The organism is Prevotella sp. HMSC077E09 (assembly GCF_001814685.1).
In the GTDB taxonomy this organism is placed as follows: Bacteria; Bacteroidota; Bacteroidia; order Bacteroidales; family Bacteroidaceae; genus Prevotella; species Prevotella oris.
Genome location: NZ_KV817595.1, coordinates 23,172 through 47,754 on the forward strand (window position 1 = coordinate 23,172; position 24,583 = coordinate 47,754).

The 24,583-nt window shown below is 43.6% G+C and carries 15 protein-coding genes; 10 read left to right on the forward strand and 5 right to left on the reverse strand.

Annotated elements, in window-relative coordinates; genetic code table 11:
* Positions 1 to 527: 527 nt before the first annotated feature.
* From HMPREF2983_RS12040 to HMPREF2983_RS12055, 4 genes are all read right to left on the reverse strand, one after another.
* On the reverse strand, positions 528 to 2,894 hold the full coding sequence (locus HMPREF2983_RS12040) for a TonB-dependent receptor (protein WP_070668763.1): 2,367 nt from the start codon (positions 2,892 to 2,894) through the stop codon (positions 528 to 530).
* Positions 2,895 to 2,977: 83 nt separating this feature from the next.
* Positions 2,978 to 5,263: an ATP-dependent helicase gene (locus HMPREF2983_RS12045; RefSeq protein ID WP_070668765.1), complete on the reverse strand. Its 2,286-nt coding sequence runs from the start codon at positions 5,261 to 5,263 to the stop codon at positions 2,978 to 2,980.
* Positions 5,264 to 5,268: 5 nt separating this feature from the next.
* Entirely contained in the window at positions 5,269 to 6,003 is a 735-nt protein-coding gene (gene mtgA, locus HMPREF2983_RS12050) for a monofunctional biosynthetic peptidoglycan transglycosylase (RefSeq protein WP_070668768.1), read from the reverse strand.
* Between the two features lie 65 nt (positions 6,004 to 6,068).
* The gene (locus HMPREF2983_RS12055; RefSeq protein ID WP_070668771.1) at positions 6,069 to 6,746 is read right to left on the reverse strand and encodes a YiaD family glycine zipper/OmpA-like lipoprotein; all 678 of its coding nucleotides are present in this window, start codon (positions 6,744 to 6,746) and stop codon (positions 6,069 to 6,071) included.
* A gap of 205 nt (positions 6,747 to 6,951) precedes the next feature.
* On the opposite strand from HMPREF2983_RS12055, the gene proS reads away from it, so the two are divergent.
* The 10 genes from proS to HMPREF2983_RS12105 all read left to right on the forward strand — a co-directional run bounded on the left by proS (position 6,952) and on the right by HMPREF2983_RS12105 (position 20,645).
* The gene (proS, locus tag HMPREF2983_RS12060; RefSeq protein ID WP_070668774.1) at positions 6,952 to 8,433 is read left to right on the forward strand and encodes a proline--tRNA ligase; all 1,482 of its coding nucleotides are present in this window, start codon (positions 6,952 to 6,954) and stop codon (positions 8,431 to 8,433) included.
* Between the two features lie 752 nt (positions 8,434 to 9,185).
* Entirely contained in the window at positions 9,186 to 10,019 is an 834-nt protein-coding gene (locus HMPREF2983_RS12065; protein ID WP_070668777.1) for a prephenate dehydratase, read from the forward strand.
* On the forward strand, positions 10,003 to 11,169 hold the full coding sequence (locus HMPREF2983_RS12070; RefSeq protein ID WP_070668780.1) for a pyridoxal phosphate-dependent aminotransferase: 1,167 nt from the start codon (positions 10,003 to 10,005) through the stop codon (positions 11,167 to 11,169). Before HMPREF2983_RS12065 ends, HMPREF2983_RS12070 begins: the two co-directional genes overlap by 17 nt.
* A gap of 110 nt (positions 11,170 to 11,279) precedes the next feature.
* On the forward strand, positions 11,280 to 12,347 hold the full coding sequence (locus HMPREF2983_RS12075) for a bifunctional 3-deoxy-7-phosphoheptulonate synthase/chorismate mutase type II (RefSeq protein WP_004372168.1): 1,068 nt from the start codon (positions 11,280 to 11,282) through the stop codon (positions 12,345 to 12,347).
* A gap of 2 nt (positions 12,348 to 12,349) precedes the next feature.
* Positions 12,350 to 13,135, forward strand: coding sequence for a prephenate dehydrogenase/arogenate dehydrogenase family protein (locus HMPREF2983_RS12080; RefSeq protein ID WP_070668782.1), 786 nt, complete (start codon positions 12,350 to 12,352; stop codon positions 13,133 to 13,135).
* Positions 13,136 to 13,147: 12 nt separating this feature from the next.
* Positions 13,148 to 14,089: an endonuclease/exonuclease/phosphatase family protein gene (locus HMPREF2983_RS12085; protein WP_070668786.1), complete on the forward strand. Its 942-nt coding sequence runs from the start codon at positions 13,148 to 13,150 to the stop codon at positions 14,087 to 14,089.
* Positions 14,090 to 14,278: 189 nt separating this feature from the next.
* A complete protein-coding gene (gene ffh, locus HMPREF2983_RS12090) occupies positions 14,279 to 15,628 on the forward strand; it encodes a signal recognition particle protein (protein ID WP_070668789.1) in 1,350 nt (449 codons plus the stop codon).
* 23 nt (positions 15,629 to 15,651) lie between these two features.
* Positions 15,652 to 16,530 carry a bifunctional methylenetetrahydrofolate dehydrogenase/methenyltetrahydrofolate cyclohydrolase FolD gene (folD, locus tag HMPREF2983_RS12095; protein WP_070668792.1) on the forward strand — a complete coding sequence of 293 codons (879 nt, stop codon included), beginning with the start codon at positions 15,652 to 15,654 and terminating at the stop codon, positions 16,528 to 16,530.
* Positions 16,531 to 16,788: 258 nt separating this feature from the next.
* Positions 16,789 to 19,362 (forward strand): alpha-L-arabinofuranosidase C-terminal domain-containing protein, encoded by a 2,574-nt coding sequence (locus HMPREF2983_RS12100; protein ID WP_070668795.1) that lies wholly within the window; start codon positions 16,789 to 16,791, stop codon positions 19,360 to 19,362.
* 71 nt (positions 19,363 to 19,433) lie between these two features.
* On the forward strand, positions 19,434 to 20,645 hold the full coding sequence (locus HMPREF2983_RS12105) for a hypothetical protein (protein WP_141757662.1): 1,212 nt from the start codon (positions 19,434 to 19,436) through the stop codon (positions 20,643 to 20,645).
* Between the two features lie 232 nt (positions 20,646 to 20,877).
* Here the strand turns inward: HMPREF2983_RS12105 and nifJ are convergent, their stop codons facing one another.
* Positions 20,878 to 24,468, reverse strand: a complete 3,591-nt coding sequence (gene nifJ / locus HMPREF2983_RS12110) for a pyruvate:ferredoxin (flavodoxin) oxidoreductase (RefSeq protein ID WP_083316832.1) — start codon at positions 24,466 to 24,468, stop codon at positions 20,878 to 20,880.
* Positions 24,469 to 24,583 lie beyond the last annotated feature (115 nt).

Sequence of the window (24,583 nt, forward strand, 5' to 3'; positions counted from 1 at the left end):
ACCACTCAGATACGGGAGTAAATCATCGATTTTCAGAAAAATCTGTTCAGATACGATATTAAATTGCAGATTTTCAAGAAAGACAGTTCAGATACGATAGTAAATTGCAGATTTTCAAGAAAGACAGTTCAGATACGATAGTAAATTGCAGATTTTCAGAAAAAGCTGTTCAGATACGGGGGAAAATCATCAATTTTCATAGAAAATCGTTCGTCATCCACGGCTGAAAGCGAGAAAATGCTGAAAATTGGTTTTCGGCCGCGGCGGACGAGTGGAAAACAGCAGAAATATCATTTCCGCCATGGCTGAAAAGCAGAAAATGAGAAAAACAGCGTTTCCGCCGCGGTGGAAAATCAAAAACAGATAAATTCTGCGTTTCGGCCGTGGCGGACGAACGAAAAACGACGAAAATTGGCTTTCGGCCACGGCCGACGAGTGGAAAACAGCAAAAACAGTGTTTCGGCCATGGCCGATGAACCTAAAACGATGAAAACTGACTTTCGGCCACGGCCGAAAGGTCCGAATATTTATAAATCCACCGTCACGCGCGCATTAAGCAGTCGCCCTGTAAGGTAATTGGGTACGGCATACTGCGCATTTGTGACATCGGTAATCCAGTAATAGCTGTTGACATTGTTGATGCCAAAGAGGTTCAGACATTCTAATCCGAGCCATACATTCTTTATAATGGGCTTAGCTTTCTTTGTGTTGTCAAGCAGACGATAGCTCATGCCGAGGTCAACGCGCCTGTAAGCCGGTGCACGGAAGGAATTCCTGCCGAGTTCATCGTGCGGAGTAGAGAAGGGAAGTCCGTCTGCATAGCTCATGGCCAAGGTCATTTTCCATTTGTCAGTGCCCGGGAAATAGTCTGTGAAAAACATATTCAAGGCGTAACGCTGGTCGGTAGGCAATGGAATGTCCATGCCGTGGAAGCGCATCTGCGTGTTCATCAGCGACAGACTCACCCATGAATTCGTGTTGGGTACAAACTCTCCATAGAGTTTGAAATCAACACCTGCAGTATGGCCCTTGGCATCATTCGTTCCATAATATACCACTTTCACGTTGTTTACAGAGTAGGGAATGAGATTCCCGAGGATTTTATAATAGGCTTCAGCTGTGAATTTGAAAGGGCGCGTGCCCATTTTGAACTGATAATCAAAACCTGCAATGAAATGAATGGAACGCTGACTGCGTATCTTGTCATTAAGCCTTGTCACCGTGATATGGTTTATCGTGGTTGTGTCGCGCAGTTCTTTGAAGAATGGAGCTTGATAGTAAAGACCTGTGGCCAAGCGAAAAGTAACATTTGAATTGAATGCGGGAACAATCCCCAAAGACAGGCGTGGCGAAACGATGGTTTCCCGATTGAAACTCCAGTGGCTCATACGGATACCGTAGTTTAGGGTGAAGTGGGTGTGCTCTCTCTTGCTTGCAAAGTGCCAGGTGTCTTGAATATAACTCTCAACGCGGTTGGCATCAATCTTGTTTTGTGCGCGCAGCGAGTAGATAAGATTGAGCTCTTTCCCCGTGTGCGGTATGCTGTAGCCACTTGAGTCGCGCATTTCATATTCGTTGCTGTTTGCTTCGATATGCTCTCTCTTGAAATATAGGGCCGTCTCAACGTTGTGTTTAGCCGTTTTATGCTTTAACATCAGCTTTAAAGCCTCAACATGTGCATTCAGATAGTTGCGTGCATGTTCAAAATAAGTGCCTACGCCTAAGTTCTTATTGGTTTCGGTTTGCGTGAGCCAGTACTGCCCTTGAATGTCGTATTGTTCTCTTTCATGGGTTTTGAAAGCAGAGGCTATGAGTGAAAGTTGGGTGTTTTTTCCGAAATGACGGCTTAGGGAAACCGAGGCAAGATAGGTTTTGAAGATATCCTTTTCCTGGCCGTCGAAATACACACGAAACGATTTCACGTTCTTTAATGTGCCGAAACTTGTCTCCCTTGAAGTAGGATAGAAATCGTAATGGCTTAGGTTGATGTTTCCAATAACGTCGATAGTCCATCGCTGGTCAGGGGCATAGTGCAGATAAGTCTGATAGTCCAAAAAGCGTGGTTTATATTCTCCTGTGGTTTCCAAAGACCCTAACAGATTGCGTGTGGTCTTGTAACGGAAACTGTTGGTCCATGAAAACTTGTTGTTGCCAAAACCGATATACGCATCGGCCGACATCAAGCTTGCGGCTATAGTAGCTTCAAAGGCTTTGGGTTGCTTATAGGTGATGTCTAATGAAGATGACATGCGGTCGCCATATTTAGCCGCGAAGCCTCCGGTTGAGAAATCAATTTTCTCAACCATATACGGATTGATAGCTGACAATCCTTCTTGCTGTCCGCTCCGAACCAAGAAAGGACGATAAATCTCATTGCCGTTAATATATACGCTGTTCTCGTCAAATGCGCCGCCACGGACATTATATTGGGATGAAAGTTCGCTGTGGGTAGAAACGCCAGCCTGCATCTGCACAAGCTTTTCAACGGCATTTCCATTGGCCGCATGTATGTTTTGCAGGTCTTCTTGTTTCAGTTGTTGGTTCTGTCCGGTTTGTATTTTTTGCCCTTTCACGTCAACAGTGCCAAGCGTATTTTCGCTTTCGGCAAGCGAAATGACAAGTTTTTGTGTGCCTTTGGGATTTCGCAATACACGAGTCTTAGTTTTGAAGCCAATCATTGAGAACTTCACGACTACAGAATCTGTGCTTTGAAGAGTCATGGAGAAAGTTCCTTTCAATGAAGAAAACACTACTTTTCCCTGGCTGCTGATAGTTACAAATTCAATCGGTTTGCCCATAGTATCGAGGATTGTGCCATGAAGCGTGAAGTTCTGTGCTTGCAGATGAAACACAGAGACAAAGAAGAGGACTATCAAATAAATTCTTGCTTTCATATCTATTTGATTAACGCAGAAGAAAGATGGATATTGCATGTGAGACTTTCTCTGCTCTGTAGCCGGCTCTCCTTTGTCAAACGTTATTCAATAATCGTGTATCGGGCAAACTTCAATAAAAGCACTTTCTGGCCGGTATTCTTGAATGTTACAGTGGCTTTCTGATTTTCTCCTTCCCCTTCAAGATTGATGACAGTGCCCATACCGAAGCGCTGATGTTCTATGATACAGCCAACATGCAATCCATCGGGAGTGGAGACAGGAGTCTTGCTCGGTTCTTTTGATATTGACTTGGGCACGATTGGTCCCACTCTTGCAGGGCGCAAAGGACTTGAGTGGATACCGGTAGTCGGCTTTGCAGACTTTGGAATAGAGTTTTTGAAAAGGATATCATCAGTTAAGTTGTCATTTTCAATCCGCAGGCAAGACGGATCAATATCATGTAAGAAACGGCTTGGAGCGCCGAATTCCAATTTACCAAAACGCCATCTGTTTTTTGCACAAGTCAAGATACAATACTTCTCTGCACGCGTAATCGCCACATAAAGCAAGCGCCTTTCTTCCTCAAGTTCGCGTGGATTATTTGCAGACATAGGGCTGGGGAATATGTTTTCTTCCATCCCTACAATGAAAACCACGGGGAATTCCAATCCTTTTGCTGAATGAATTGTCATCAGACTAACCTTATTTCCGTCTTTGTCATCGTCACTTTCTACATCGGTAAGCAATGAAACTTCTTGCAGAAAGTCTGTCAGCCCTGTATACTCTTCCTGGCCTTCTTCGCGTCTTCCTTCAACAAAATCCTGCAGACCGCTGAGGAATTCTTCAACATTTTCCTGTCGAGAGAGTGCTTCCGGATCGTTGGATGAAAATATATCTGCATTGATTTTACTCTCTTGAATAATGGCTGTTCCTAATTGGTAAGCATCCGTTGAGGCTGATTTCTCAATGAAAGAAGAGATGAGTTCGGCAAATGAACGTAATTTGTTGACAGTGCTATTGGTTACGTTCAGACCATATTTCACCGGAGAATTAACAATTTGCCAAAAGCTGACATCGTTTGCTTGAGCACATGCTGCAATCTTTGCAACCGTTGTATCACCGATGCCTCGCGTTGGATAATTGATGATTCTCCTGATTGCTTCCTCGTCTTCAGGGTTGGCTACCATGCGGAAGTAAGCCAGAATATCTTTAATTTCTTTGCGCTGATAGAAACTCATACCACCGAAAATCCGATAAGGTATGCTCTGCCTTCGCATCTCTTCTTCAAAACTTCGGCTCTGGGAATTAGTGCGATATAATATCGCATAGCTATCATAATTGAAATCTTCTTTCTGCTTAAGCCGTTTAATATAACGGCAAACAACTGCAGCTTCTTCCTTATCACTGTAGACAGGGCGCAGGATTAATCTTTCTCCCTTATCGTTGCAACTGAAGACATCTTTTGGAATTTGCCGTTTATTATGCTGTATCAAACTGTTCGCTGCCTGTACAATATGCTGGGTAGATCGATAGTTTTGCTCTAACTTAAAAAGCTTGGTTTCGGGATAAATCTTTTGAAAATCGAGGATGTTATCAATATTGGCACCGCGGAAGCCATAGATACTTTGGGCGTCATCCCCGACGACACACACACGACGATGCTCTTGAGTAAGCTGCAGAACGATACACTGCTGCACAAAGTTGGTATCTTGATACTCATCAACCAACACATACTTGAACCGCTCGGCATATTTCTTTCGAATGTCATCATGCTCTTTGAAGAGTCGCCAAGTAAGTACAAGTAAATCGTCAAAGTCCATGGCATTGGACTTCTGACAACGTTGTTGATAGGTCTGATAGATTTTGTAAATCTCTGGTTGATGGTTATGATAATCTCGCTTCAAGGCAGCTTGGTCTTGGGCATATAAGTCGGGAAGAATGAGATGGTTCTTTGCCATACTGATCTTTGCATGAACACCTGCAGGCTTATACACCTTATCATCCAGTTTCATTTCCTTGATAATGTTCTTCAAGAGCGAACGACTGTCTGCTTCATCATATATTGTAAATTGCTTGGTATAGCCCAACTTTTCAGCTTCGATGCGCAGAATACGAGAAAAAATACTATGGAATGTACCCATATAGAGATAGCGTGTACGGTCCTGCCCCACAACCTTGCCAATACGACTACGCATCTCATTCGCAGCCTTATTTGTAAAGGTTAAAGCCAAGATACTCCATGGTTCAAACTGTTTCTCATCAATCAGATAAGCAATCTTATAGGTGAGTACACGCGTTTTGCCTGAACCTGCACCTGCAATGACTAACTGTGGCCCGTCACAATATTCGACAGCAGCGCGCTGTCCTTCATTTAATTCAAAATCCATGCTAATTAATGAGCATATACACCACCTACAGCAGTGTGAGGGTTATAATCTTCTCCTTCTTTTGGAAAACTGGGAATGAAACGCATGTTGGCCATAATCTGCCCTCTCCGTTTAATGACATAAGGGCCTGGATTCTTACTGCTGAACTTTCGGGGATTAGGCAATGTAGCTGCTATAGTGGCGCAATCTGCACGTGATAAATCGACAGCTTTCTTCCCAAAATTATATTCAGCCACAGCGTCTGCCCCATAGATGCCGTTGCCCATTTCTATGGAGTTCAGGTAAACTTCCATAATGCGTTGCTTGCTCCATAGCAGTTCTATAAGTGCCGTAAAATAGACTTCAAAACCTTTTCGCGTCCAAGAGCGACCGGGCCAAAGGAACACGTTCTTTGCTGTTTGCTGGCTAATGGTGCTTGCCCCCATTTTCTGTTTTCCACTTTTCAAATTCTGTTTTGCCGCTTTCTGAATGGCATTGTAATCAAAACCATGATGTAATAGAAAACGTTGATCTTCACTTGCCATGACAGCAACAGGCAGATGAGGAGAGATTTCTTCAAGCGGTATCCAATGATGATGCAGTATCATACTCTCTCCATTGCCTACTTGTTGGAAGCAACGGATAAACATAAGTGGAGTGAAATATACGGGAACAAAGCGGAGAATAACCACTGCGAATATCGAAGAGGCAAAGAACAGGGCAAAACCCCACCTGATAATTTTCCAGATTATGGTTTTCATTAATGCAAAAATGGGGGCACACTGTTTTGGCAGTGTACTCCCGATATGAAATTGTTTTAATCAGATTATTCTGAAAGTGAACCGTTCTTGGCGGCATTTACCATTGCCTGAGAAGCATACAGGTAAACTTCTACGCGGCGATTTTGCTTGCGGCCAGCAGCAGTAGAGTTGTCTGCAACAGGCTCAGCACTACCTTTTCCAACAACATTCTGGAACTGTGAGCCTGAAACACCACATTGCTTAAGATAGTTAACAACACTCTCTGCACGTCTGTTACTTAGAGGTATGTTGATGCCATCATTGCCTGTCGCATCGGTATGGCCATAGATATCTACATGGCAATCACTGTTATCCTTCAGCACTTTTGAAAATTTGGCCAAATCATTCTTTGAAGATGAAGTGAGTGTTGCCTGATTTGTTGCAAAGAGAATTCCACTATCGAAAGTAACTTTGACTGCTTTCAGTCCGTTTGCATCAGTCACTTCTTCAACCTTTGCATTCCGTATCTGGGCAGCTTGAGCTGCAACTTTATCCATGTGTCGGCCAATCAAAGCACCGGCACCGGCGCCAACGGCACCACCAATAGCTGCACCTACGGCTGTGTTTCCTGCAATCTTGCCAACGATAGCACCTAAAACACTGCCACCACCGGCACCAATCAGCGTGCCTGTACCTTGTTTTGTGCTACAACTGCAAACAGAGAGGACGCAGAGTCCCACTGTTGCCATTTTCAAATTCTTCATAATTTCTCTTTCTTTAATTCGTTACTTATTTTCTGCAAAGATAGTCGTTTTTCCAACATTATATGCTGAATACCAACTATTTTTTGTAATTTTGCAGCAAATTTACACTATATTTACGACATAAAAAGTGGAAATAACCTATTCATAATAGGGGTTTCCCTAAAACTTTTCAATGTATACGGATTAAAGAATAAAGATTAGTATAATGGCAAAAGAACTAAAGCAACTTACCAAGAGGGCTGAGAATTACAGCCAGTGGTATAATGATTTGGTAGTCAAGGCTGAATTGGCAGAGCAGAGTCCTGTGCGTGGTTGTATGGTCATTAAGCCCTACGGTTACGCTATTTGGGAAAAGATGCAGGCACAGCTTGACAAAGAATTCAAGAAAACCGGTGTGCAGAATGCTTATTTTCCACTGTTAATACCGAAGAGTTTCCTCAGCAGGGAAGCTGAACATGTAAAGGGGTTTGCCAAGGAATGCGCTGTTGTTACTCACTATCGCCTTAAATCAAGTGAAGAAGGAAACAGTGTTGTGGTTGATCCTTCAGCTAAACTTGAGGAAGAACTGATTATCCGTCCTACGTCAGAAACTATCATCTGGAATACTTATAAAGGTTGGATTCATTCATGGAGAGACCTGCCCATTATGTGTAACCAATGGTGTAATGTGATGCGCTGGGAAATGCGTACGCGTCCTTTCCTGCGTACTTCTGAATTCCTTTGGCAAGAAGGTCATACAGCACATGCTACGCGGGAGGAGGCTGAAGTTGAGGCTCAGAAGATGTTGAAGGTATATGCTGACTTTGCAGAGAAATGGATGGCAGTGCCTGTTTTACAGGGAGTAAAGAGTGAGACTGAACGCTTTGCCGGTGCACTTGATACCTATACCATAGAAGCGATGATGCAGGACGGGAAGGCATTGCAAAGTGGAACGAGCCATTTCCTCGGTCAGAACTTTGCCAAGAGCTTTGATGTTACGTTCTTGAATAAAGAGAATAAGCCCGAATATGTATGGGCAACTTCTTGGGGGGTCAGCACCCGTTTGATGGGCGCTCTCATTATGGTGCATAGCGACGACAATGGTCTTGTGCTGCCACCGAAACTTGCTCCAATCCAAGTTGTCATAGTTCCTATTTACAAAGGTGACGACCAACTCAAGGCTATCAGCAACAAGTTGCAGCCTGTCATCAATAAGCTTGAGGAGCTTGGCATCAGTGTGAAATATGATGATTCAGACAACAAGCGCCCAGGATTTAAGTTTGCAGACTATGAGTTGAAAGGCATACCCGTACGTCTCGTCATGGGAGGGCGCGACCTTGAAAACAACACTATTGAAATCATGCGCCGTGATACGCTTGAGAAAGAAAGTGTAAGTTTTGATAATATAGTAGAGCGAGTTAAGACGCTTCTTGATGATATTCAGGCTAATTTGTTTGAGAAAGCACGTGCTTATCGTGATGCTCATGTCTACGAATGTGACAATTATGATGAGTTCAAAGAGCGTGTGAAAGATGGCGGTTTCTTCCTTTGTCATTGGGATGGTACAGCTGAGACAGAAGCCAAAATCAAGGAAGACACGCAGGCGACCATTCGTTGTGTGCCCTTTGATTATGAGCAGACAGAGGGTGTTGACATGGTTTCGGGGAAGCCGGCTAAATGTCGTGTCATCATAGCAAGAAGCTATTAAGCGATTATTTACTACTTTGTTGCAGGGAGAGGATTTGCATAAAGAAATTGTATATCCTCTCCTTTTTTATTTAATGATAAGTCAACTTCTCTCTTTAATAATCATCTGTCTATTCCTTCTTATTGTTTCTTTTAGGGGCTTAAAGTGCCAATATCTCGAAACGGTCTGTATTGAGTGAAAAACTCTTCCTCACTCTAAATGAGCTTTGTGTTCTTGTAGTTTCAAATTGTTGTCTGTCAAGATGTGATGTATTCTGGTTCAAGGGGCTGCGCAAGTTGTTTCTAAAGACGCTGTAATTAGCATCAAATCACCTTGTAACTTGCGTCAGATTACCGTATAACTTGCATCAGATTACAAGATAACTTGCATCAAGTTATGGGGTGAAATGCAGCGTAGCAAAGGCCATGGAATGCCGTTCTGATATTAAAGGCTACTGGAGATATGTGGTAGAGAAAGGAGTGATGTTCTTTCATTCCTTTATTTTTTCCTAAAGAAAAGTGATATATTGTTTGGCGGAATAAAATAAAAATTCTACTTTTGCAGAAGAAACAGTTGCATTATGCGACTGCATCGTCTAAAAAACAAGATATGAAGTCATACGCATCTTTTGATTACTTTTATTTTTACTTTGCAAGGAATTGTGAAGCGGGAAGTTGCGTGTGAATTTCAACTTAAGGTTAGAATGAATTAAAAAACAAAATACGAAACGGTCCCGCTTGTAAGAGCGAGGACCGTTTTTCATTTGTCAATGTATGAAGAAAATAGCAATACAGGGTGAACGTGGTTCCTTCCATGACATCGCAGCACATCAATATTTTGATGGCGAAGCGTTTGAATTGCTTTGCTGTAAGACGTTCGAACAGGTGTTTGAATATATCCAGCACGACTCATCTGTGATAGGACTCGTGGCCATTGAGAATACGATTGCCGGCTCATTGCTCCATAATTACGAGCTGTTGCGTTCGAGTGGGGCTGTTGTGATAGGCGAACAGAAACTTCATATCAAGCATGCGCTATGTTGTCTTGCCAGTGAGGACTGGAGTGATATCCATGAAGTGCATTCCCACCCCGTGGCTTTGGCGCAGTGTCGTAACTTCCTTGCCATGCATTCTGAACTAAAAGCTGTGGTCGCAGAAGACACAGCCGGCAGTGCAGCATACATTGCTCATCATGCAAAGCACGGTTGGGCTGCTATATGTTCGAGTTATGCTGCCGAGCTGTATGGCATGAAAGTGTTGCAGGAAGACATTCACGACAATAAGCATAACTTTACGCGTTTCCTCGTGTTGAGCAATGCTTCGCAGGCCTCTTTGCTCCGTTCGGAAGAAAAGATTGACAAGGCGAGCTTGGTGTTCAGCCTGCCCGATGAAGAGGGAAGTCTGAGTAAAATCCTCACCATTCTCAGTTTCTATGGTATCAACTTGACGAAAATCCAGTCGCTTCCCATTATCGGTCGCGAGTGGGAGTATATGTTCTATGTCGACGTGGTTTTCTCAAATCCCATGCGTTATCGTCAGAGTATAGATGCCATTACACCGCTTGTAAAGAACATAAAAATACTTGGAGAATATGAAAGCAGCAAATAGAGTCAATGAAATTCAGGAATATTATTTCAGCAGAAAACTGAAAGAAATTGCCCAACTTAATGCCGCTGGCGAGAATATCATCAGTTTAGCCATTGGAAGTCCCGACCTTCCACCGTCTAAACAAACCATAGATAAGCTTTGCGAGGTGGCGCGTAGACCTGATGCTCATGGCTATCAGCCAACTGTTGGGACGCCTGAACTGCGCGAGGCTATGGCTACTTTCTATCAGCGTTGGTATGGTGTGACGTTGAATCCTAAGACAGAAATCCAACCTTTGATAGGCAGTAAGGAGGGTATTCTGCATACAACGCTGGCCTTTGTAAACCCTGGTGATAAGGTGTTGGTGCCCAATCCGGGGTATCCTACCTATACCAGTTTGAGCAAGATTCTCGGTGCAGAGATTGTGAACTATAATCTGCGGGAGGACAATGGCTGGCAGCCCGACTTTGAAGCTTTGGAACAAATGAACCTCACGGGAGTGAAATTGATGTGGGTGAACTATCCCAATATGCCTACAGGAGGCAATGCACGCCGTGAAACTTTTGAGCGATTGGTGGCTTTTGCCAATGCCCACGACCTCGTCATCGTCAATGATAATCCTTATTCTTTCATTCTCAACGAGGGCGAGAAGCTTTCAATCATGCAGGTGGAAGGTGCACGCGACTGCTCAATTGAGCTCAATTCGATGAGCAAGACCTATAATATACCGGGCTGGCGTGTTGGCATGTGTGTTTCGAACCCTACGTTTATCAGTTGGATATTGAAGATAAAGAGTAATATCGACAGTGGCACATTTCGCGGTTTGCAGTTGGCTGCTGCCGAGGCATTCAACACAAATGATGAAGCTTGGCACCGCGAGTATAATGTAGATGTGTATAAGCGCAGGCGCAGAATTGCCGAGAAAATTATGACAGTATTGGGCTGTTCGTTTGATGCGCAGCAGGTGGGAATGTTCCTTTGGGGACGCATTCCCGACCATTACGCCGATGTGGAAGAACTCACAGAACGTGTGCTTCATGAGGCGAAAGTATTCATTACGCCTGGTTTTATCTTTGGTGAGAATGGTAAACGCTATGTGCGTTTGAGCCTTTGTGCCAAGGAAAAGCAGTTGGAGGAGGCACTGCAGCGGATATTGAAGCTGCAACTTTGAACATTGAATTTTATCATAGGATTGAAAAAAAATAGTTCATAAAGCTTGTTGGAATAGAATAATATTGTATGAGCTAAATATAAAACGTCAAATATTAAAATAGAGAATATATGGAACTTGAATTGAAACCTCTGAATTTACCCAGCGACAAGGAACGCCCTTCCTGTGTGATTGCTGGCCCATGTTCTGCCGAAACAGAAGAGCAGGTGTTGACAACAGCACGACAATTAGCTGCCAAAGGTTGTCATATCTTCCGTGCTGGAGTTTGGAAACCACGTACCAAACCAGGTGGTTTTGAAGGTAATGGTGAGAAGGCTCTGCCGTGGTTGAAAGAAGTGAAAGCACAGACGGGAATGCTGACTGCCACAGAAGTGGCAACGCCCGAACATGTGGAGCTGGCCTTGAAATATGGCATTGATGTGCTTTGGATTGGTGCCCGCACGAGTGCTAACCCCTTTGCAATGCAGGCTTTGGCTGATTGCCTGCAAGGTGTTGACATTCCTGTGCTGGTGAAAAACCCTGTAAACCCGGACATAGAGTTGTGGATTGGAGCTTTGCAGCGTCTCAATCAGGCTGGTATTAGGCGTTTGGGAGCCATTCATCGAGGTTTCTCAAGCTTTGATAAGAAGATTTATCGCAATTTACCAATGTGGCAGATACCTATAGAATTGCGGCGTCGCATACCTGAACTGCCAATGATTTGTGATCCCAGTCATATCGGTGGACGGCGTGATTTGATAGCACCTCTGTGTCAGCAAGCTATGGATTTGGGTTTCGATGGGCTGATTGTTGAAAGCCATTGCTCACCCGATGAGGCATGGAGTGATGCCAAGCAGCAGGTAGCTCCTGATATTTTGGATTATATTTTGAGCCTTCTTGTGGTGCGTGATGAGCATACAACGACCGAGGGATTGCGTCCCTTGCGTGCGCAGATAGATGAACTCGACAATCAATTAATGGAACTTCTGGCCAGACGTATGCGTATCTGCCGTGAGATTGGAACTTATAAGAAGGAACATAATATGACCGTGTTGCAGACCAATCGCTATAATGAAATCCTGTCAAAGCGTGGTGCTCAGGCAAGTCTTTGTGGCATGAGTCCCGAGTTTGCAGCGCAAGTGTTTGAGCATATCCACGAGGAGAGTGTGCGTCAGCAGTTGGAAATCGTAAATCAGTAAGCATGAAAATATTGATTATGGGAGCAGGAAAGATGGGGAGTTTCTTCATCGACCTACTTAGTTTTGAGCATGAGGTGGCGGTTTATGAAAAGGATGCAAAGCGTATGCGTTTCACCTATAACTGCCAGCGTTTCACGCAGTTGGACGAGATTAAGGCCTTTGCACCCGAGCTGGTAATTAATGCTGTAACCGTGAAATACACGCTCGCTGCTTTCAAAGAAGTGTTGCCTTGTTTGCCGGCAGAGTGTATTATCAGCGATATAGCCAGTGTGAAGACGGGGTTGAAAGCGTTCTATGAAGAGAGCGGACACCCTTATGTAAGCACTCATCCGATGTTTGGTCCAACCTTTGCCAACCTTAATCAGTTGAGCGAAGAGAACGCAATCATCATCAGCGAGGGTGACTATATGGGGCGTATCTTCTTCAAAGACCTCTATCAACGGCTTGGACTCAACATCTATGAATATTCTTTTCAAGAGCATGATGAGACTGTAGCTTATTCTTTGAGCATTCCGTTTGTCTCTACTTTCGTGTTCGCTGCAGTGATGAAGCATCAGGATGCACCGGGAACAACCTTCAAACGCCACATGCAAATCGCTAAAGGTGTGTTGAATGAAGACGATTATCTGTTGCAGGAAATCCTCTTTAACCCTTATACGGGCGGGCAAGTTGTGCAGATTAGGCAGGCTTTGAAAGAACTCATTGATATCATAGACCGAAAGGATGCAACAGCGATGAAGGACTTTCTGATGCGTATTCGTAACCATGTAAAAGACGATATAGTCTGAAAATATGCGCCTATGAAACTGTTTTATCTTCTGCTTGGTATCTTTACTTTCGTGGAATTAAATTGCGAGAACCTTTTCGATACGCAGCATGATTCCTTGAAACAAGATATGGAATATCTCCCCGACAGTTATCATCATTGGAATGCGAACCGCTATTGGAAGAAGCTTAATCACATCGGGCAGGAGATAATTGCGTGTGGAGGAGAGGGAAACAACTGGGTGTTACCTGATTTAGTCGCGCTCTGTGAAGTTGAAAACGACTCTGTCATGCGTGACCTAACGAAGCGCTCGCTGCTCCGTCAGGCCCGTTATGAATATGTGATGACCGATTCACCCGATATCCGAGGCATTGATGTGGCTTTGCTTTATTCGCCTTTTACCTTTCGTTTGTTGCATTGGCATGCCATTCGTGTGACGCCACTCAAGGGCATGCGACCCACGCGCGACATTCTATATGCTGCCGGACAGATAATCTCTGGTGATACGCTTCATGTGTTTGTGGTGCATGCACCGAGTAGAAGTGGAGGCGAAATTGCCACACGTCCTAATCGCATGGCTGTGGTCAAGCGGTTGCAAGAGGCAGTAGATTCGGTGAAAAGCAATTCAGTTTCTGCTCATATTATTATTGCGGGAGACTTTAACGACTATACGCAAGATGTTAGTATTCAATATCTTATATCTCGCAGTCTTGCTGATGTTTCGGCATCAGCTATGGGAACTCATGGGGCAAAAGGAACCTATAAATATCGAGGTGAGTGGGGAAGTCTGGACCATGTGCTGTGCAGTGAAGCCCTTGTTCCTTTGTTCCGAAGTTGTACGATAGCTGATTTCCCATTTCTGTTAACTGATGATGAAGTTTATGGAGGTTTGCAACCCTTGCGTAATTTCCATGGTGCAAAGTATCTTAATGGCTTCAGTGATCATCTTCCTTTGGTTGTGAAGTTTGATTTTTAGGCAGGAATAATCGGGGAATATGATAATGAAAAGGATTTTTCTTAATTATTTTTAAATTCCAATCCAATTCATCTTATTTCTCCGTTATATTATGTATTTTTGCATAGTCTAAAATGGGCCAACTTTCAAGCTTATAGAGAGAGCCTCTTTTATAGTGGGAGAATTATAAAAAACTAAGGAACGTAATTTATGTTTGAGAACTTAAGTGATAGGTTAGAACGATCATTCAAAATACTGAAAGGTGAAGGTCAAATCACCGAAATCAACGTTGCCGAGACTTTGAAAGACGTACGCAGAGCTTTGCTTGATGCCGATGTCAATTTCAAAGTTGCCAAGAGTTTCACTGATACTGTAAAGCAAAAAGCCATGGGTATGAACGTGCTCACGGCTGTCAAGCCAGGTCAGTTGATGGTGAAGATTGTGCATGATGAACTGGCAGATTTGATGGGAGGTGAGACCGTTGATATCAAACTTGAAGGCCACCCTGCTATCATCTTGATGAGTGGTTTGCAAGGTTCTGGTAAGACAACTTTCAGTGGAAAGCTCGCTAACCTGCTTAAGAATAAAAAGAATAAGAAGCCTTTGTTGGTAGCTTGCGACGTTTATCGTCCCGCAGCTATTGAGCAGCTGAAGGTTGTTGGTGAGCAGATTGGTGTTCCTGTGTATTCGGAACCCGAGAGCAAGGATGTTCTCACCATTGCTAACAATGCTGTCCGAGAAGCGAAGGCAAAGGGCAATGATGTCGTTATTGTTGATACTGCAGGTCGTTTGGCAGTAGACGAGGAGATGATGACAGAGATTGCCAATCTGAAGAATGCACTCCACCCAGACGAAACGCTCTTTGTAGTTGACTCCATGACCGGTCAAGATGCTGTAAACACGGCAAAGGAATTCAATGATCGTTTGGATTTTGACGGCGTGGTATTGACCAAACTCGATGGTGATACTCGTGGTGGTGCAGCCCTTTCTATCCGTACGGTTGTTACCAAACCAATCAAGTTTGTTGGTACAGGTGAGAAGATGGAAGCCATTGATGCATTTCATCCTATGCGTATGGCCGACCGAATTTTGGGTATGGGTGATATTGTTTCGCTCGTTGAACGCGCCCAAGAACAGTTTGATGAAGAGGAGGCTAAGCGACTTCAGAAGAAGATACAGAAGAATAAATTTGACTTTAACGACTTCCTCGGACAGATTGAACAAATCAAGAAGATGGGTAATCTGAAGGATTTGGCCAGCATGATTCCAGGGGTTGGCAAGGCCATTAAAGACGTGGATATCGATGATAATGCTTTCAAGGGCATTGAAGCTATCATCAAAAGTATGACTCCAAAGGAGCGCACAAGTCCTGAATTGCTCAACACAAGCCGCAGACAGCGTATCGCGAAAGGTTCGGGTACGAGCATTCAGGAGGTGAACAAGCTCATCAAGCAATTTGACCAAACGCGCAAGATGATGAGAATGGTCACAGGAAACCAAATGGCAGGCATGATGAGTCGCATGAAAGGGATGAATATTCCAGGCATGCCGAAGCTCTAAAAAGAATAAATAATTCACAAGATATGCAGCTCATCGACGGAAAAGCAACAGCAACAGCGATTAAGGCTGAGATTGCCGAAGAGGTGAAGAAAATCATTGCAACCGGTGGTAAGCAACCTCATTTAGCTGCAGTTCTGGTTGGTCACGACGGCGGATCAGAGACCTATGTTCACAATAAGGTTGTTGCCTGTGAGCAATGCGGGTTCAAATCAACCCTTATCCGTTATGAAGCTGATGTAACAGAGATTGAACTTCTGGCCTGTGTAGACCGTCTGAATAAAGATGCGGATATTGATGGGTTCATTGTTCAGCTGCCTTTACCGAAGCATATTGATGAGCAAAAGGTGATTATGGCGATTGATTACCGGAAGGATGTTGACGGTTTTCATCCTATTAATGTGGGGCGAATGGGTATCGGACTTCCTTGTTTTATCTCGGCCACTCCATTGGGGATTCTCACCTTGCTCAGGCATTATCATATTGAAACGAGTGGCAAGAAGTGTGTTGTGTTGGGGCGCAGCAACATCGTAGGCAAGCCAATGGCGCAGCTGATGATGCAGAAAAACTTCGGAGATGCAACGGTGACGGTGTGTCATAGTCATTCGAAAGATTTGAAGAAAGAGTGCCGCGAGGCCGATATTATCATTGCAGCCATTGGGCAACCCGACTTCGTTACGGCCGACATGGTGAAAGAAGGTGCAGTGGTGATTGATGTAGGTACGACGCGTGTCCCCGATGTAACGCGCAAGAGTGGCTTCCGTTTGAACGGCGATGTCAAGTTTGATGAAGTGGCTCCGAAATGCAGTTTCATCACTCCAGTGCCTGGAGGTGTTGGTCCGATGACTATCTGCTCGCTGATGAAGAATACTTTGTCGGCAGGAAAGAAAGAATATTACAAGTAGACTTATTACATAAATAGTAACTTGATTTTTTTATAACTCTCTAATTTTTTTGTGGGACTGGTGCGCAGTGATGCGAGTCAGTCCCGTTTTTTACCTTGTGACCAGTGTGGTAATCTGACGCAAATCGTGTTGTAATTTGATGCAGAACACGTGGTGATTTGACGCATATAGCATGCTAATCTGACGCTAATCGAGAGACAAACTGCCGCTAACGGCGTAGAAGAAAAGAATAAAACTAATCATATACAGTCATATAACATGAAACATGGAACAAAACTTTTGGTGGCAGTTCTATTGAGTTGTGGCTCATTGCAGGCACAGAATGTTGTGCCAGCCTATGCCATTCAGGACAAAGACTCAACCTGTCAAATCTTCGTTTACTCTCCGGGAGAGCGCGAAGGACTGCATCTTGCCTTTTTAGGTGATGATGAAAAATGGCATGAAGTGGGCCAGCTTTGCGCATCTGATTATGGACCATGGGGAGTAGAGAAACGGATGTTTGACCCCTTTGTGACCAAGGCCAATGACGGAACGTGGCGAGCTGTGTGGGCTGTCAACAGCACTTCGCCTGTGTTTGCAGCTGCTTATTCTGAGGATTTGGTTACTTGGCGGCCACAGGATTATCCCATTGTGCGCGAAAAAGGCATTCATCAACCTGTTGTCTATCAGATGGGTGATGGCTCGTTCGACATCTATTTCAAGACACCGAAAGGCAAACGTTATATGCAGGCCAGTGGGGATTTTCGGCATTTTGTGGAAGATTCGCTTGCATCAGAAGCCGATGATATTCTTTGGCAGGTGGACAATGCCGAAGTGAATGGGAAAAGTTATAAGGGAAATGCGTTTGATGTGCCGGCTATGCACTTGAATTATATTCGTTCATGGTTTGCTGCTTTGAAAAAAGATTCAGCGCTCTATGGCGAGAGTATGAAAGATGATGCACAGCGTTTCGCTTCACTGCGCAAACCCGTAGAGGCTACATTGCATGTAGACAATGCGCAAACAAAGGCCATAAGTAACAAGCTTGTGGGTATTTTCTTTGAGGATATCAGTCGTGCTGCAGACGGAGGTCTCTACGCAGAATTGCTTGAAAACGGTGACTTTGAATATACTTCGGCTGACCATAAGGCGTGGACTGCGCAGACAGCATGGACTTCTGATAAGCCCATGACGATTGCAACCGATGACCCTTTAAGCAAGAACAATGCACATTATGCCATTCTGGACCAAGCCACATTGATGAACCATGGGTGGGATAAGACGATTTATGATCGTGGTGGACTTTATGATTTCTCAATCTATGCACGTTGTTTAGACCCAAAGAAGGGGCAGCTGATTGTGCAGTTAGTAGATAGTGTGGGGCAACCTTTGGCCGAAGGAAAAGTGAAAGTCGAGGGAACAGGTTGGCAGCGGTATTCTCTTGTGTTGAATACTGTGGGCAAGAAGCGGGCGCAGCCAGTGCAACCGATGAACTGTAGTCTGCGCATTGTCAGTGTCAAGGAAGGGCGTGTGGCTGTAGATATGGTGTCATTGTTTCCGCATGAAACCTATAAAGGGCATGGCATGCGAAAGGATATTGCAGAGGCGATTGCTGCATTGAAGCCTAAGTTTATGCGTTTCCCTGGCGGCTGTATGCTTCATGGTGACGGACTGGAGAACATCTATCATTGGAAGGAAAGCATTGGACCACTGTATAATCGCAAGCCCGACCGCAATATATGGGGCTATCATCAGACGCGAGGTTTAGGCTTCTATGAGTATTTTCAGTTCTGTGAAGACATCGGTGCAGAGCCACTTCCCGTGCTTGCAGCAGGTGTTCCATGTCAGAATTCGACTGCCAATGCCGAGGGTGTTGCGGGCCAACAGGGAGGTATTCCTATGGCAGAGATGCCTGCCTACGTTCAAGATGTACTCGATTTGATAGAGTGGGCGAATGGTGATGCCACTACTTCGAAATGGGCAAAGATGCGTGCTGACGCCGGACATCCTGCTCCGTTTCAATTGAAAATGATAGGCATTGGCAATGAAGACTTGATAACAACGCAGTTTGAAGAACGCTATCTGATGATTTGCAAGGCTGTGAAAGCCAAATATCCGAATATAGAGGTTGTTGGTACGGTAGGCCCATTCCATTATCCATCGGCCGATTACATTGAGGGTTGGAAGTTTGCCAAAGCCCATAAGGAAGTGATAGATGCCGTGGATGAGCATTATTATGAGTCGGCAGGTTGGTTCCTTCATAATCAAGACTATTATGACAGCTACGACCGTAAGGCCCCGAAAGTGTACTTGGGCGAATATGCTTCTCGCACGCGAACAATGGAGTCTGCGCTTGCCGAGGCTGTTCATCTGTGTAATATCGAGCGTAATGGCGATGTTGTTGAAATGACAAGCTATGCTCCATTGCTTTGTCATGAGAAACATCAGAATTGGAATCCCGACATGATTTATTTCAATGCTTCGGAAGTGAAGACTACGCCGAGCTACAACACACAGGCCCTTTTCTCTCAATTCTCTGGCGACAGCTACGTTGCTTCGCGTGTGGAAATAGCGTCCGAATTGGCTTATCGTATGGCCTCAAGTGTGGTTAAAGACAGTCGTTCGGGCAATACTTATTTGAAATTGGTCAATGCGCTGCCTGTAACGGTCAGTCTGAAGGTCGACGGACTTGCACTTCCTGCACAGCCTCGCATGGTTTATTTCAGTGGGAAACCTGGTGATGAAAGCAGCCAACTGCGTTCTTCTGAAGAGTCTGGTGCCTTAATAAATGTGCAGAATGGAAGGCTTCAATTGCCTGCATATAGTGTGGTAGCAGCAAGCGTTGCTCCTTAATGTCTCTCAAAATCAATAAATATTCAAGAGAACTGTATCCTAAAATTAACAGCAAACCAAAAGATAAATGTATGAAAAAAATAATTTCTATTGGCATAATGATGTCTGTTATGACAATATCTATCGCACAAACACAAACGAACATAAGTTATGAGAAAATAAAAAATGCTCCTGCAATGCGATGGAATTGTCCAGAAATAGAAAAATATCAAAATCTTCTTGTTTCTATGAAAAACGATGATTATAAGATTTACGCAAACAATGTCAAGGAGAAGTTTGAACTATATGCAAATCCATCAGCTCCGGAAGACAAGTATCTTATTACTCAGGCATTGCTGAATATCGAAAATCCTTTGTTTCATACAGACAACTTACTGAAATATATTTCATCATGGATTGAAAAACATAAAGGTTGGAAGGTATTAGAGGTAGATAAGAATAAAGGGAAAATCAATTCTGCTGCTGAGGCTATTAGCATTGCAAATCATGCTAGTTATTTTGTATTAAACAAGATTTCAATCTCTCCAACTCTCAATATTCAGCTCATAGATGATCAAAAACTTATCATCTCATTCATGGTAGACAGTTACCAAAATGATGAATACTCCGGCGGTGATAACAAACATAAGGTTACATATAATCCCAAAATATCAAAAGTGTTTCCTTTCATCCCTAAATCATCTTACAAAATCAGTTACGCAAAAGCATACGTGTACACATACATCTATTTTTGGAATTTCATTTCAGAACTTCGAGACAATCTAAACGATAACTTCGGAAAAGATAAAAAAATGTTTTCCCAATTGCATTATGAATATTCAATGGACTCACTAAATGCAAAATACGGAGAACCAACGAAGATTATCAAAGATGTAGCAATAGAACCTGACATCAATAAAGAAATCATCTTTTATGAAAATGCAAAAAAAGTTATATGCATGGGTAAAACGATTGACTTTAAGGATATTATCAACTGTGAAGTCGTTGATGATCCTAAATTTATCCCAGGATATAAAACAACTTATGGAGCAGGAATTTCATTTTTCGGCTTTGGCTTTGATGGAGCTGAAACGTATGCTACTCCTGATAAAACTATACACAATTTCGTTGTACATATAAAGATTGACAATTTAGTAACGCCTTTCGTGCATATAGCAACTGGAAAAAACGAGCAAAAAGCAGCGGAAATAGCTTCATGCTTCGAATATATTATACGTCATCAGCAAAGTAAAAATAATAAAAAACAAAATACACTTAAAAAAAGAATAAATTCAAAACGATAAATCATCAGGTTTTTTTTCATTTATGATTGGCTGGAGTTTATATGTATCTTAAACTTGAGTATATATCATTGTGAATGATTTTAATAGGCTTCTGTTATTCATTCTATTCTGTAAATACCTTTTCATTCGTTTGCTTTCTCTTTCTCTTTCTCGAAGAGAGGTAGAGAGAAGCTTTTTCACACAAAAAAAGACGCACATTGATGTGCGTCTTCTTTTTATATGTATATTGATTTTACTCAATAGTCTCGCTCCAGTCTTCCTTGCTCTTACGCTGGTAAGTCTGATAACGGAGCTTAGCCATCTTTTCTGCTTCTGCAAACAGTTCTTCAGCTTCGTTAGGATAAGCCTTAGCTACTGAAGAATAGCGGACTTCACCCATAAGGAACTCACGGAAATCAGCAAAATTAGGAGCCTTAGAATCCAACTGGAATGGGTTCTTTCCCTCATCTGCCAAGCGTGGATCATAGCGCCACAAGTGCCAGTAGCCACAGTCGACAGCAAGTTTCTCCTCGTTCTGGCTGCGTCCCATGCTACGCTTCATGTTCTTAGTCCCCTTGATACCATGGTTGATACATGGTGCGTATGCTATGATGAGTGATGGCCCTGGATAAGCTTCAGCTTCACGGATAGCCTTCAATGTCTGTGCATTGTCTGCACCCATGGCAATCTGGGCTACATATACATAACCATAAGTGGTCTGCATTAAGCCAAGATCTTTCTTGCGGATGCGCTTGCCTTGAGCAGCAAACTGAGCGATAGCGCCAAGTGGGGTAGCCTTAGAGCTCTGTCCACCGGTGTTAGAATAAACCTCTGTATCAAGTACGAGGATATTCACATCTTCACCTGTAGAGAGTACATGGTCGAGACCACCGTAGCCGATATCATAAGAAGCACCGTCGCCACCGATAATCCATTGACTACGTTTTACGAGGTAATGGTCGAGAGTTTGGAGTTCCTTGCATATTGGACAACCGCTTTCAGCACCAGCTTTAATGAGTGGCTTGAGTTCTGCTGCAGCCTCTTTTGAAGCATCGGCATCATCTTTTCCTGCAATCCATTTCTCAGCTGCTGCCTTGAATTCTGCAGGATTATCCTCATGAGCCATTGCATCGTTGAGTAGTTTCACAATGCGCTCTTTCATCTTCTTATTACCCATGGCCATACCCAAACCAAACTCACAGAAGTCTTCAAACAGAGAGTTATCAAAGGCTGGGCCTTGTCCCTTTTCATTTGTTGTATATGGAGTTGATGGGATTGAAGCAGAATAAATAGATGAGCAACCTGTAGCGTTTGCAATCATTTCACGGTCGCCGAAGAGTTGAGAAATGAGCTTTACGTAAGGAGTTTCACCACAACCTGAGCATGCACCGGAGAACTCAAACAATGGTTGTGCGAACTGACTGTTCTTCGGACTCTGCTTGATATCTACGAGATCTTGCTTAGAAGTTACGTTCTTAACCATGTGTTCCCAATTGTTCATCTCCTTGATCATATCAGGAGCGTCAACATTGAACGGAGCCATAACGAGCGCTTTTTCACCCTTTTTACCTGGACAGACGTCAGCACAGTTACCACAGCCAAGGCAGTCGAGAACATCAACTTGAATGCGGAATTGCATACCTTTGAGTTGCTTTGGAGCGAGGATATCAATGGTCTTATCTTCGAAGTCACCCTTTTCTTTTTCGTCAAGAACAAACGGACGGATAGTTGCATGAGGACAACTGTAGGCGCACTTGTTACACTGGATACAGTTTTCTGGTTTCCAAACAGGAACGAATGCTGCTACACCACGTTTTTCATAGGCTGCTGTGCCATTCTTCCATGTGCCATCAACAGTGCCATGTTTTACGAAATCAGATACTTTCAGCAAATCTCCTGCCTGTGCATTGATAGGCCGAACAATTTCCTTAATGAATGCTGGAATGTTGCCATCTTTATCTTCGTCAGTAGGTAGATTAGCCCATGCAGGATCAATGGTCAGTTCTTTATATTCATCACCACGGTCAACAGCAGCATAGTTCTTGTCGACAATGTCTTGTCCCTTCTTGCCATAAGACTTCACGATAAATGCCTTCATCTGCTCAACAGCAAGTTCGGTTGGAATAACCTGAGTAATGCGGAAGAAAGCAGATTGCAGGATAGTATTGGTTCGGTTGCCAAGTCCAATCTCCTGTGCAATCTTTGTTGCATTGATATAATATACCTTGATATTGTGCTTAGCAAAGTGAGCCTTTACCTTATTTGGAATGAAGTTTACAAGTTCTTCGCCTTCGAAAATGGTGTTCAATAAGAATGTTCCATTGTCGCGCAAACCACGAGTTACATCGTACATGTGGAGGTAAGCCTGAACGTGACAAGCCACGAAGTTAGGCGTATTTACCTGATATGAAGAATGGATTGGTTCATCACCGAAGCGGAGGTGAGAACAAGTGAAACCGCCAGACTTTTTAGAGTCATAGCTGAAATAAGCCTGACAGTATTTACTGGTGTTGTTACCGATAATCTGAACAGAGTTCTTGTTGGCACCGACTGTACCGTCAGCACCCAAGCCATAAAACTTAGCTTCGAACAGACTTGCGCCACCCATTGGGATTTCCTCAACTTCGGGAAGTGAAGTAAAGGTAACATCATCAACGATACCCACTGTGAAGTGGTTCTTTGGCATAGGCAACTCAAGATTGTTAAACACAGAGATAATCTTGGCTGGAGTTGTATCTGAAGAGCCGAGACCATAGCGACCACCGACAATCAGCGGTTTACGTGGATCGTCATAGAGGGCACTCTTCACATCGAGATACAATGGTTCGCCTTCTGCTCCAGGTTCCTTGGTACGGTCGAGTACGGCAATGCGCTTGACAGTCGCTGGGATTGCTTCACGAATAGCCTCAACAGAGAATGGACGATATAGGTGAACTGCAACCATACCTACCTTCTTTCCCTGCTTTACAAGGAAGTCGATAGCCTCACGAGCTGGCTCTGTAGCAGACCCCATAAGGACGATAATGTTTTCAGCATCCTTTGCACCATAGTAGTTAAAGAGATGATATTCACGACCGGTAATCTTGGAAATCTCACCCAGATACTTCTCAACGATAGCAGGAATGCGGTCATAGTACTGGTTAGAAGCCTCACGATGCGTGAAGAAAGTCTCTGGATTTTCAGCTGTACCACGTGTTACAGGGCGCTCAGGAGTGAGTGCGCGATCACGGAAGTTCTTGATAAACTCAGGGTTAACGAGTGAACGAACGTCTTCCATATCCATTTCTTCAACCTTGTGGTACTCATGAGAAGTACGGAAACCATCGAAGAAATTGATGAAAGGAACAGATGTTTCAAGTGTTGCCAAGTGAGGAACTGCAGAAAGATCCATTACTTCCTGAACAGAACCTGAACAGAACATAGCGAATCCTGTCTGTCGACAGGCCATTACATCCTGGTGATCACCGAAGATACAAAGAGAATGAGATGCCAATGTACGAGCAGAAACGTTGAATACGCATGGAAGCAATTCACCGGCAATCTTGTACATATTAGGAATCATCAGCAGCAAACCTTGTGATGCTGTGTAGGTAGAAGTGAGGGCACCAGCCTGCAAAGAACCGTGAACGGCACCTGCTGCACCTGCCTCAGACTCCATTTCCTGGATAGAAACTGTCTGACCAAATAGGTTCTTACGACCTTTGGCAGCCCATTCATCTACATGCTCGGCCATCGGAGATGACGGAGTAATAGGATAGATGGCAGCAACCTCTGTAAACATGTAGCTTACATGAGCGGCAGCTGTGTTACCATCACAAGTGATAAACTTTTTTTCTTTAGCCATTTTATGTCTGATAAAATATTAATGAATGTTTTTGTATATTGTTTAATTTTCTATTTTTCAATCATTTAACTTGTCAACTCTTTATGAGTAGCCTATGTGTTTACCTATAATTTAT